The organism is Aquimarina algicola, assembly GCF_006443095.1.
GTDB classification, from domain to species: Bacteria; Bacteroidota; Bacteroidia; order Flavobacteriales; family Flavobacteriaceae; genus Aquimarina; species Aquimarina algicola.
The window spans coordinates 190,702-202,451 of sequence record NZ_VFWZ01000001.1 but is presented as its reverse complement, the minus strand read 5'-3'; the positions used below and the strand labels follow the sequence as shown (position 1 = coordinate 202,451).

The following is an 11,750-nucleotide window of genomic DNA, read 5'->3' as shown; positions in this document are numbered from 1 at the left end:
TCTCTTACTCGACAAAAAGGAGTGCAAAAATACACTTAATTAATTAGAATACAAAAGATTATTTAATTAAAAGGGACATCATCCAAGACGGCTTACTATAATCAATTTATAATATAGAAACAAAACCTTTAAAACTTTGTAATCTCAAACTCACTACGCCTGTTTGTTTGATGATCTTCTTCTGTACACGTTTTGGTATCACAGTCAATCAATGGTTGAGATTCTCCAAAACCAACAAACGTCATACGTCGTGCATTAACATAACCAACCAATGCCAAATAATTACGTGTAGACTCTGCTCTTTTTGATGATAATACTTGATTATACGAATCTGTACCTCTACTATCAGTATGAGAGCTTATTTTGATATATACACTCTTATATTTTTCAAGTTTTAAAGCTAATTTATCGAGTACTTTTTTAGAATCTGATCGTATATTCCATTTATCATAATCAAAATAAATTGGAGGCATTTCAAAATATAATTTTCCATCTCTTTCTATAACCGGAGGCCCATCTTTATCTGCCAAAAGAATTTCTCTTAATCGATCCTTTGAGATGTCTTTATCCTTATTTTTTGTTGTAACAATATTGGTTATCGTAGTACGCTCATTTATATTAGTTTCATCTTTTCTAGTAGAAGAATCATCTTTACTCGAGGTAATCTCATTATTTTCCTTAAGGTTTCTATCTAAATAAATAACGTATGTTTCTTCTTCTTTTTCTTTAATTACCAATGGTTTTGTTCTAGTCTTATATCCTTCTGCAGATGCTTTAAAATTATATCTACCTGAAAAAATACGTATATCAAATGCTGCAATACTATCCAACTGACTTTCGTATACTATTTGATTTCTATTATTGTATAAAACAACTTCAGCGTTTTCTATATAATTCTCTGTTGAGAAATCCCTAACCTCAAAACGTGCAATATATTCTCTAGGAAAAATGTCGCCTATTTGCGAAAAATGAAAAATATCATCCCCTACTTTCTTTCTATTTGAAGCAAAAAAGCCATTCTTATCGTCATAATACATCATAGAAAAATCATCATAACTTGAATTGATAGGAGCCCCAAGATTAATGGGTACTTCAGGATTATTGAGATCTATCACAAAAATATCCATCATTCCTAATCCAAGATGTCCATTTGATGAAAAAAACAAATGATTGTCTTTTGATATAAACGGAAATTGTTCTCTGTGTTCTGTATTTATGGTTGCTCCCAAATTAACTGGTTTTCCATAAGTACCATCTTGATTGACAATGACATAATAAAGATCAAAATCACCATATCCACCCGGCATGTTAGAACTAAAATACAATTTATTTCCTTCTTGATTTAAAGAAGGGTGTTGGATTGAATAGCCTGTATCATTAAACTCTAGTTTTTCAGGTTTTGTCCACTTCTGATCAACTTTTGTTGATATATACAAGTGTACGGCATTGTTACGAATACTATCGAACTTTTTCTTTCCTTTTTCTGAATTACTTTTTGATATATACAATGTATTTCCATCATTAGAAAAACAAAAGTTACCTTCATGCAATTTTGAATTAATCTCTTTGTCAATTGGTTCAGGTTCACTTAATGGATTATTATTTTCATCGACATTTACTTTATAAATATCTAAAAATGGTCGATGTGTCCATTTGTAATTCTTATTAAGAAAACCATTTGGGCTTCTATCAGTTGTAAAATAAATAATTGTATCTTTTTTGACAGCTCCAAATTCTGAAGCTTCAGAGTTAAAACTTGCAGCTTCAATACTATAATCATCGTCTTTTAATTTAAACTCTTCGATAATTGAAATTGCATTTGAAGCATCAAATTCTGACGCTTCATTAGTTTTATATTCTGCCAGATATTTTATAGATGTATCGTACTCACCTAATGCAGAAAGTACATGATACATCATAAAATCATATTTCTTTTCATAGGTTTTATCTTTGCCATAGAATTTACCCGAAGTTAGAATTTTGAGATATCGATATGCCTGCCTAAACTGAAATGTATTATAATAAGATGTAGAGATATTTTCCAGTATATGTTTGGTATATCCTTCCTGGTTCAGTTCTTCTTCGTATTGTTTTGCTGCATTAATATAGTCTCCTTTATCAAAAAAACGATCAGCTCTGCTTTTACTTTTATTTTGAGCAAAACTAAGTTGAGTAAGACACAATAAAACTACTATTATATATCTGTTCATCATTTTTAGAAAAATCTAGGAGAAGAATATGTATTACTAAATCGTAAGAGGTCAAAATTATATAGCAAGACTATTTCATGACTTCCGTTATTAAAATCTCCTAATTCGCTTACACTAAAATCATAAGAATAACCAATCTTCAAGTTTGGGGTCACATTTACGCCTGCCAAAGCAATAAAAGCATCTGTATATCGATAAGAAATTCCTAATTCAAACCGATCATAAATCAATGAATTCATGGATAGATCAAAGGTCATAGGAGAATCAATAACTTGTTTGATTACCATAGAGGGTTTTAGTTTTACTTCATCAACAAAATCAAAAACATATCCAAAAATACCATAAATATGAGTTTTAGTTTCTGCAACACCAATTCCATCAATATCAATGTCACTAGGCAAAAGATTAGGAGAAGATACTCCTGCATAAAAATTATTAGTGAAAAGATATATCCCTGCACCAATATTTAATTGAGTAGTCGAAGTATTATCTGCAAAAGCTGGATCAGAGGCAACATCAGATGCAGAAGGATCGATTCTAAAACTATTAATACCGGCTTTTAATCCATAAGATATACGAGCTTGATCAGAAATTCTTGTGATGTAGGCAAAATCGACATTTGCATAATCATTGTTTACAGGAATTGCATCTCCTACTCTATCGTTGATATAATTAACACTCAATTCGATTTTCTCACTCATTGGGATATTAGCAAACACATTGGCTGTCTGGGGAGCTCCCTCTATTCCTGTCCATTGTCTTCTAAATAAAAGTCCCGTAGATATTAAACCTGATTGTGCTGTAACATATCCGGGGTTTACAGTACTCATATTATACATGTATTGTGAATATTGCGGTTCTTGCTGCGCATATGATACTGAGCAGAAAACTATTGATATTAATAACAAAAATTGAATTCTCATAGATTTTATCTGCTTAGGTAAAAACTCCCTTGTATGGGTTGATTATTTTGAAAATTAGGTGTAAAAATGTAGAAATACGTTCCTGATGGAAGATCATCTCCTAATCTTACAGATGTATTGCTTTCTCCTCTAAATTCTTCTGTATCTTTTCTACCTTCATAAACAATGCTACCATATCTATTATAGATTTTTAAATCAAAATCAGGAAAAGCTTCAGGAATATTATACACATCGTCTATAAAGAGACTAAAGGTATCATTTTGGTTATCGCCATTAGGAGAAACCCCATCTTGAAAATCCAACGTACACAACTCCCCATCTAGCGATCGCTCACCTGTATTTAAAATTGTAATTGGTACTGCTAATCGCTCTGATTCACATTGTTCATTACCTCCATCATTTGCAGCTATGTAATATGTCTGATTATCTAGTAATAATGGATTGTCTAAAATTGGAGTCTCGCTTTCCAGACTGGCATACCAGCTATAATTAGAAACATCAACAACAATATCATCCAACCGTACCGCATCAAGAATACAAAACTCTTGTGCAGGAACTTCTGGTACAGGTATGTCTATAATTTGCAAATTGATGTTTAGTGCGGATTCACCACAAGGTTCTTCAGCATTCACCACATACCTAAATGTATAAATTCTACTTTCAAGAGTTTGAAAATCTACTGTTCCATCTGGAGATAGTGCTCCCGTATCTTCTGGGTCTACAAAAGTTCCTGTTCTAATTGTACTTCTTTCTAATAAGGTAAAAAGATTGATACTACCTGATGTTTTACAAAAAGTTTCGTTAATATCATCTCCTATCGCTACAGGGTCAACAAAATTTACCATTACCGTAGCTTGATCCGAAGTTGTACACCCGTCATTTGCAGGTACATTATACACATACTCTCCAGGTTGTAAAATAAATAAATCATCATCTCCTTCTATAAATATTCCTCTATTATCCCCTTCTGAACTATATCCAAAAGGGCCTGTCCATTCTCCAGTAGTATCAGGAGTACCACCAAGTAGATCAAATAAGGTTAATGTGCGATCATCTGAACAAATTAAAATAGAAGCATCCTCTCCTGCATTTGGTTCTGTATGGATGGTCAAGGTCAAATCAGCACTATCATTACAACCATTACGATTTGTAGTATAAGTAAATGTATAGGTTTGACTTGTTGTACTATCAGGAAATACAAATGTATTGTTAATTGCTCCTCCGCTACTATCTGTCCATACTCCTGTAGTAGCAACAACATCACTTCCATTAGTTTCTAACAAACTTCTTAAATCCACTTGCATGTCTGATATACAAAGATTTACATCTACTGTATCTTCACCGGGGTAATCAAAAGCAAGAATTTCTATAGTGACTAGTGCGCTTTCGACAGCGCAAGGGTGCTCACAATAAAAATCATCCAGAGGGCTAGCCAATGGGTTACAGGTTTCGTCTGCTGAGTCTTGACAATTTATTTTTGGACTCACCAAATATTCAAAAACATAAGTTCCCGGTGTTGCATTTAATGTATTGATTGTTCCCAGGTGCGTGTATTCTGTATTAAGATTTCCTGTAGCATCAATTAAAGACATAAGTCCTAAATTATTATCCGATGTTCCTGGACCTGATACCCTTCGCCAATTCGTATAACTATCAGAATCATATACAAAATCTACAGAAGCTCCAGATGTAGTAGTCTCTGTAGTAAATTCTAAAAGGTCAAATAAATTTAAAGAACCCCTATCTTGATTAGCACAAAATTCGGGAGCAGGATCAGGTTGTCTAAAAGGTCTTAATTGTTCATAAAAAGTAAAGGATATAGTCGCTTTATCATCAGAACATACTCCTGATCGTTGTCTTACTCCATAACTGAATTCAAATTCACTACACCCAAATCGTAAATTATTACCATTGGCAGTAACAAAATCTTCATAAATTGTTCTTAGATTGATAAAAGAATCTTGATCATTTGCGATTTGACCTGTAGGATCTTCATCAGAAAACCAAAAACCATTGTCTATATCTTCTCCACTTAAATAACGATCATCTCGTAAATCTATATCTGCATCAAAGACTCCTGCAAGAATTTCGCTTTCACAAATATCAATTTCGCTTGGTGAACCAGCACTTACTTGTCGTACCATAGAGATTCTTACTGTGGTAGCACTAGTAGGCACACATGGTGACGTTCCTGAAACCGTATATGTAAATTCAAAGGCTTCTTGGTCTGGGATAGGCTCTCCTTCTTGATAAGGAATATCAACAATAATCCTTGAAGGATTCATAGGATCAAAACCTACAAAATTTGGACTACTACCATTGTATGTCCATATTCCATTTTGATGGGGAGCCGGAGTAGTTTCATCTAAAACAAATGCTGTAAAAAGATCAAATGATTCATCATCACATCCTTGTGCATTTACATTAAGATCACCTGTTCTTGGTAATGCAATACCAGAATAAGGGCCAAGAATTAATCTTACTGTTCTAAATGGAGTATCACCACAGGTAGCATTCATTAATGTAAATGAATATTCATCTAAGGTGACAGAAGTTGTTGCTGCTGGCAAAATCCAAAGTGATACATTACCATTTGTCGGATTAAGGGCGGTGGCATATCTAGGTTCGATCATCCACACCCCGTCTGCAGGAGTTGTACCCGTCTCTGTATACAAATTGATAATCCCATCGGGATCTCCATCAGTATCAAAATCAATAGTCTCCATATTACACTTTACAATATCCGGCAATGTCTGATCACATTGTGAATATGAAGTGTAAATTGAACAAATAAAAATTACGAGAGAGAGTAACTGTTTTTCAATAGGTCTCAAAATTGGTTAGTGTTAGTTTGTACGAAATTAGAAAAAATATTGATTTAGCGTATAACTTTAACGTTATTCACCTGTAAAAACCGCTATTTATAGTGGTTAGTAGGTATCACTCTCTACTATTTCGTCTACATATTTCGCTTGATAATTTGTGATCATGATAACTCTTTATGTCGTCAGATATCAAAACGTTACTATTTCTTCTTAATTTTTTTCAATATTATTTTGTTTTAATCATAAAAAAGCTGATTAAAAAAACCTCTTAACACCCTGATATTCAATAAAAAAAATCAAAATATACTTAATAAATAAAAATCAAAATTTTTATCTTTTTCAATATCTTAACTTTCTGTAAAATCATAAGAAAGTTTATAGATTGTTATTTTCTCAGATTCTATTTTACCGTATATAGAAAATAATTCTTTTTTTAATGATGTAACGTTGTAAATATGAGGATACGCTCCAAAGAAATCTTTAATTTCCAAATCCTTATAACTCTTGCAGGTTCTCTCAACAATTTTCACATTAAACAAGTGAGAGTATTTTGGTAGTGTGTTTAAAGAATCATCGCCTTTAATTTCAATAATTCCAAGAAATGAAAACCCATCTAAATTACGGTGAGTATACTTATTAGAGTGAGGATTTGTTCTATCTCCTGGTCTAAAGATAGTAGTAACTCTATTTTTTTTATCGGTTAGTAAATGGGGTAATTTATTCTCATTACCCCTTTCTCCTAAGATGTATTTGGTATGATATTTCTCCATTTTTTTGATAAGGATGAATAGTAAAATATTCTTACTTTATACAATAGAACGTTTTATCTATTGTATACCCTACAAAAAATTATTCGATCTCAAAATTAATCATAAAAGTGTCGAATAAGACAACGATCTTTATCATACCAATAGTATTTTATATTTAGATTCAAAAAAATATTTTGTTTTTTCTAAGCCCGTTTTTCCAATACTTGTACTACATCCTTAAGCGTATACCCTTTTGCCTGTAATAAAATCAAATAATGAAATAATAAATCTGCACTTTCATTCAAAAATAACTCCTCGTTGTCGTCTTTGGCCTCGATTACGACTTCTACGGCTTCTTCTCCCACTTTTTGAGCTACTTTATTGATTCCTTTTCTAAACAATGAAGCGACATACGATTTTTCATCATCACTGTTTTGCTTACGGTTACTTATTGTATTTTCTAATTCTGATAAAAACCCAAACTCTTGTTTATTTTCTTCGTTCCAACAGGTATCTGATCCAGTATGGCAAGTTGGCCCAACAGGATGAACAAAAACGAGTAATGTGTCTTTATCACAGTCATTTTTGATCTCGACAAGGTTCAAAAAATTACCACTTTCTTCTCCTTTGGTCCATAATCGTTGCTTTGAACGGCTAAAAAATGTTACTTTCTGTGTTTCTATGGTTTTTTGATAGGCTTCTTGATTCATATACCCCAGCATCAGCACATTTTTTGTCTTAGCATCTTGTATGATAGCGGGAACAAGCCCATCATTATTTTTGTTAAAATCTATTTCCATGAGTTTGTTTTTTATAATCGTACAGGAATATTTTGTTTTTGTAATTCTGTTTTTAAATTTTTAATTTCTATTTCTTTAAAGTGAAATACGCTAGCTGCCAAAGCTGCATCTGCTTTACCCTCTATAAAAGTATCTGCAAAATGCTGTATGTTTCCTGCTCCTCCTGAAGCTATTATTGGGATATTTAATTCTTGTGATAACCTTGCTAATGCTTCATTTGCAAATCCATCTTTGGTCCCGTCATGATCCATCGAAGTGAATAAAATCTCGCCAGCTCCACGGTCTTCTACTTCTTTTGCCCACTCGAACAAATCCAATTCTGTAGGTACTTTACCTCCTACCAAATGCACTTTCCATTTGCCATCAATTTGTTTGGCATCGATAGCTACCGTAATACATTGGCTACCAAATTTACCAGCCAAATCATTGATTAATTGCGGGTTCTTTACTGCCGAAGAGTTTACAGAAACTTTGTCTGCTCCATTTTGCAAGAGCATATCAACATCCTCTATAGAGGATATCCCTCCTCCTACTGTAAATGGGATATTTACTTTTTCTGCTACTCGTAATACAAGATTTGCTAATGTTTTTCTTCTTTCTTCGGTAGCAGATATATCTAGAAACACGAGTTCGTCGGCTCCTGCTTTAGAATATACATCAGCAAGCTCTACAGGATCTCCAGCATCACGTAAGTCTACAAAGTTTACACCTTTTACAGTTCTTCCGTTTTTGATATCCAAGCAGGGTACAATTCTTTTTGTTAACATCAATCGTTATTTTTTATGTTTAAATCGATTCCATCGTAGAACCCTAAACTTCTCTTATTTTTTAATTGCTTTGTCCAAAATGCTATTTGCCCCGTATGATAAGAATAATGTTCTGTGATATGAATAGCAATTCCGATTCCTGAAAAAGTGAACCCTTGAACTTCTCTTTTTCTCAATAATTCTTCTGTTGAAATATTTTGAAGTATTTTTTTAGTTTCGTTAACTACATCCTTAATCTTATCTAAAAGCGCTTCTTTTCCGATTCCGGTTTTTACAGAAAACTCTTTATCTCTATCTCTATTATCTTCTTTTTTTCCGAGGGAAGAAATACCATACTGGGTAATATTACCACATAAGTGCAATATTAAATTTCCAATACTATTAGCATTTTCATTAGGTCTTTCCCAAATATTTTCTTCTGAAAGTTGATCAAAACTCAATGAAATCATACGAGTACTTTCATCTAAGCGATATATAATTTGATCTACAAATTCTTGGGCGATTTCATCATTCATAATTATGCTTTTGAAAGTATATAGTTTTCTAATTGCTTTAAGCTAATTTTATGTTCATAAATCGCTTTACCAATAATTGTTCCTTCGCATCCCAATTCTGCTAGTTTGGGGAGTTCGTCAAAAGTAGAAATCCCTCCGGATGCGATTAATTTTAATCCGTCAGTATTTTTTAGGATTTTGGAATACAAATCAAATGAAGGGCCTTGCAGCATCCCATCTTTACTAATATCTGTACAGATCACATACGAAACCCCCTGGTTTTGATACTCTTGAATAAATGGGATCAGTTCTTTATCACTTTTTTCTTGCCAACCGCTTATTGCTATTTTTTCGTTGTTGGCATCTGCTCCTAGTATAATTTTTTCTGAACCATAGACTTTGATCCAGGATTCGAAAGTCTGGGGATCTTTTACAGCGATACTCCCTCCTGTGATTTGATTGGCTCCATTATCGAAGGCAATCCTTAGGTCTTCATCGGTTTTCAAACCTCCTCCGAAGTCAATTTTCAAATTTGTTTTTGTAGCAATTTGTTCCAAAACTTTATAATTGACAATATGTTTTGATTTTGCTCCATCCAGATCTACCAAATGTAAATATTCAATCCCGTGATCTTCAAATTCTTTGGCGACTTCTAGCGGATTTTCGTTGTATATTTTTTTAGTGTTGTAATCTCCTTTAGAAAGACGTACACATTTTCCTTCTATGATGTCTATTGCGGGTATGATTCTCATGGTTAGTTTTTAATAGTTTTGTGTATTAAGTAACGAGTATAAAGTATTAAGTAATCAGTAAATAGTCTTATCTTCTTTTAATGCTTTTTTGAAGAGCATAGTTCATCTTTTTTATTTCAACACATAATTGTAATACTATATTTATTTTATCTTTTGTAACAAGCTTTAATCTTTGAATCAAAATTAATTGTGTTTCTAATTCAGTAGTTGATCCGTTGGCAATACTTAAAAAATGAATAAATTCTTTATTAGAGTTTCTTCCTGCACCTTCTGCAATATTTGATGGTATAGAAACACTACTCCTTTTAATTTGAGATATTAACCCAAATTTTTCTTCATCTGGTAATGATTTTGACAAAGAATAGACTTGTTCTACCAAATCCATTGATTTTTTCCAAATATTAAGTTCTTGATACTTATTCATTCTAAAATTTAAAAACCGTGATTACAAAAGCTACTGGGTACATTGTACTTATTACTTAATAATTAAGAAATTCTTTAGAATTTTTTCCCCTACGACACTGCTTTTTTCTGGATGAAACTGGGTTCCGTAAAAATTATCTTTGTGTAACGCTGTACTATACGGTAGTCCGTAATTTGACACTGCAATGGTTTCATTGATTACTGGTGCATAATAACTATGAACTAAGTATATGTATTCTTTCTCTTCAACTCCCAAAAACAAATTTGATTGTAAGGATTCTATCTGATTCCAACCGATCTGAGGTACTTTTACCTGATTATCAAAACGAACTACATCTACATCAAATATTCCTAAACCTTGAGTATCTCCTTCTTCTGTATACTTACACATTAATTGCATTCCCAAACAAATCCCAAGAACGGGCTGCTTTAGTTTGGGTACAAGGGTATCTAATCCAGAGTCTTTGAGTTTTTGCATCGCACTACTTGCTTCTCCTACTCCAGGAAAAATAACTTTGTCTGCAGCTTTTATTTCTTCAGGATCACTGCTTAAAACTGCTTCATATCCTAATCGTTGTATTGCAAATTTTATGGATTGAATATTTCCGGCTCCATAATTTATTATGACTATCTTCATATTTACAACATTCCTTTTGTACTGGGTAAAATCATTTTTTCAGGATCTTGTTTTACAGCTACTTTAATGGCTTTGGCAAAAGCTTTGAAAATAGCTTCTATCTTATGATGCTCATTAGTACCTTCTGCTTTGATATTAAGGTTTGCCTTTGCTCCATCGGTAAAAGATTTGAAAAAGTGAAAGAACATTTCTGTTGGCATTTTACCGATCATTTCACGTTTAAAATCTGCTTCCCATACCAACCAGTTGCGTCCTCCAAAATCGATAGCCACTTGTGCAAGGCAATCATCCATCGGCAAGCAAAAACCATATCGCTCTATTCCTAATTTATTACCCAATGCTTTTGAAAAGACTTCACCCAAAGCAATTGCTGTGTCTTCTATTGTGTGATGTTCATCTACTTCGAGATCTCCTTTTACTTTAATATCCAAATCCATCTGTCCATGTCTCGAAATTTGATCCAGCATATGATCAAAAAATTCTAGCCCTGTACTGATGTTACTTTTGCCTGTTCCATCAAGATTTAGTCTTATGTAGATATCTGTTTCATTCGTTTTTCTAGAAATTTCAGCAGTACGGTCTTTTAATTTCAAAAACTCGTAAATCTTCTGCCAATCATTGCTTTCAAGATCAATATACTGATCTAATTCATCTCTTTTTACGGTAATTTCTCCTGTTCCTAGATTGGTATTGTCATTAATAAAAATACCCTTTGCACCTAGGTTTTTTGCAAGTTCCATATCTGTTAAACGGTCTCCTATCACAAAAGAGTTTGCCAGGTCGTATTCTTCTGAAAAATATTCAGTGAGCAGTCCCGTTCCCGGTTTTCTGGTATTGGCATTTTCATGAGGAAATGTCCTGTCTAAAAACACTTTATCAAAAACAACCCCTTCATTTTCAAAAGATTTCATGATAAAATTATGTACAGGCCAAAAGGTGTCTTCCGGAAAAACATCTGTTCCCAACCCGTCTTGATTGGTAATCATTACGAGCTCATAGTCTAGCTCTTGGGCAATTTTACCCAAATATGTGAATGCTTTGGGATAGAAAATCATTTTTTCGAACGCATCTATTTGTTCATCTGCAGTTTCTTTGATGATTGTGCCATCTCTATCGATAAATAATACTTTTTTCATTGCTTGAATTACGAAGCCAGAAGTACGAATGTAT

11 protein-coding genes are annotated in these 11,750 nt (G+C 33.0%); all 11 read right to left on the bottom strand.

Going from position 1 to position 11,750, the window contains the following annotated elements; all coding sequences use genetic code 11:
- Positions 1–128: 128 nt before the first annotated feature.
- Positions 129–2,213, bottom strand: a complete 2,085-nt coding sequence (locus FHK87_RS00900) for an OmpA family protein (protein ID WP_140588680.1) — start codon at positions 2,211–2,213, stop codon at positions 129–131.
- Between the two features lie 2 nt (positions 2,214–2,215).
- Complete coding sequence (locus FHK87_RS00895; protein WP_140588677.1) at positions 2,216–3,133, bottom strand: PorP/SprF family type IX secretion system membrane protein; 918 nt, start codon at positions 3,131–3,133, stop codon at positions 2,216–2,218.
- Between the two features lie 5 nt (positions 3,134–3,138).
- Positions 3,139–5,967, bottom strand: a complete 2,829-nt coding sequence (locus FHK87_RS00890; RefSeq protein WP_140588675.1) for a gliding motility-associated C-terminal domain-containing protein — start codon at positions 5,965–5,967, stop codon at positions 3,139–3,141.
- 338 nt (positions 5,968–6,305) lie between these two features.
- Positions 6,306–6,728: a hypothetical protein gene (locus tag FHK87_RS00885; RefSeq protein ID WP_140588672.1), complete on the bottom strand. Its 423-nt coding sequence runs from the start codon at positions 6,726–6,728 to the stop codon at positions 6,306–6,308.
- 182 nt (positions 6,729–6,910) lie between these two features.
- A complete protein-coding gene (hisIE, locus tag FHK87_RS00880) occupies positions 6,911–7,507 on the bottom strand; it encodes a bifunctional phosphoribosyl-AMP cyclohydrolase/phosphoribosyl-ATP diphosphatase HisIE (protein ID WP_140588670.1) in 597 nt (198 codons plus the stop codon).
- 11 nt (positions 7,508–7,518) lie between these two features.
- Positions 7,519–8,274: an imidazole glycerol phosphate synthase subunit HisF gene (gene hisF, locus FHK87_RS00875; protein WP_140588667.1), complete on the bottom strand. Its 756-nt coding sequence runs from the start codon at positions 8,272–8,274 to the stop codon at positions 7,519–7,521.
- Positions 8,274–8,789: a DinB family protein gene (locus FHK87_RS00870; RefSeq protein ID WP_140588665.1), complete on the bottom strand. Its 516-nt coding sequence runs from the start codon at positions 8,787–8,789 to the stop codon at positions 8,274–8,276. The genes hisF and FHK87_RS00870 overlap by 1 nt, the downstream gene beginning before the upstream one ends.
- A gap of 2 nt (positions 8,790–8,791) precedes the next feature.
- A complete protein-coding gene (hisA, locus tag FHK87_RS00865; RefSeq protein ID WP_140588663.1) occupies positions 8,792–9,520 on the bottom strand; it encodes a 1-(5-phosphoribosyl)-5-[(5-phosphoribosylamino)methylideneamino]imidazole-4-carboxamide isomerase in 729 nt (242 codons plus the stop codon).
- Between the two features lie 67 nt (positions 9,521–9,587).
- The gene (locus FHK87_RS00860) at positions 9,588–9,944 is read right to left on the bottom strand and encodes a four helix bundle protein (protein ID WP_140588660.1); all 357 of its coding nucleotides are present in this window, start codon (positions 9,942–9,944) and stop codon (positions 9,588–9,590) included.
- 51 nt (positions 9,945–9,995) lie between these two features.
- Positions 9,996–10,580 (bottom strand): imidazole glycerol phosphate synthase subunit HisH, encoded by a 585-nt coding sequence (gene hisH / locus FHK87_RS00855; protein WP_140588658.1) that lies wholly within the window; start codon positions 10,578–10,580, stop codon positions 9,996–9,998.
- 2 nt (positions 10,581–10,582) lie between these two features.
- Positions 10,583–11,716, bottom strand: coding sequence for a bifunctional histidinol-phosphatase/imidazoleglycerol-phosphate dehydratase HisB (gene hisB, locus FHK87_RS00850; RefSeq protein WP_140588656.1), 1,134 nt, complete (start codon positions 11,714–11,716; stop codon positions 10,583–10,585).
- Positions 11,717–11,750 lie beyond the last annotated feature (34 nt).

What these genes read in the sequence shown, in the direction of transcription:
- FHK87_RS00900 (WP_140588680.1), bottom strand. Translation starts at nt 2,213, where the DNA reads ATGATGAACAGATATATAATAGTAGTTTTATTGTGTCTTACTCAACTT.
- FHK87_RS00895 (WP_140588677.1), bottom strand. Translation starts at nt 3,133, where the DNA reads ATGAGAATTCAATTTTTGTTATTAATATCAATAGTTTTCTGCTCAGTA.
- FHK87_RS00885 (WP_140588672.1), bottom strand. Translation starts at nt 6,728, where the DNA reads ATGGAGAAATATCATACCAAATACATCTTAGGAGAAAGGGGTAATGAG.
- hisIE (WP_140588670.1), bottom strand. Translation starts at nt 7,507, where the DNA reads ATGGAAATAGATTTTAACAAAAATAATGATGGGCTTGTTCCCGCTATC.
- hisF (WP_140588667.1), bottom strand. Translation starts at nt 8,274, where the DNA reads ATGTTAACAAAAAGAATTGTACCCTGCTTGGATATCAAAAACGGAAGA.
- FHK87_RS00870 (WP_140588665.1), bottom strand. Translation starts at nt 8,789, where the DNA reads ATGAATGATGAAATCGCCCAAGAATTTGTAGATCAAATTATATATCGC.
- hisA (WP_140588663.1), bottom strand. Translation starts at nt 9,520, where the DNA reads ATGAGAATCATACCCGCAATAGACATCATAGAAGGAAAATGTGTACGT.
- FHK87_RS00860 (WP_140588660.1), bottom strand. Translation starts at nt 9,944, where the DNA reads ATGAATAAGTATCAAGAACTTAATATTTGGAAAAAATCAATGGATTTG.
- hisH (WP_140588658.1), bottom strand. Translation starts at nt 10,580, where the DNA reads ATGAAGATAGTCATAATAAATTATGGAGCCGGAAATATTCAATCCATA.
- hisB (WP_140588656.1), bottom strand. Translation starts at nt 11,716, where the DNA reads ATGAAAAAAGTATTATTTATCGATAGAGATGGCACAATCATCAAAGAA.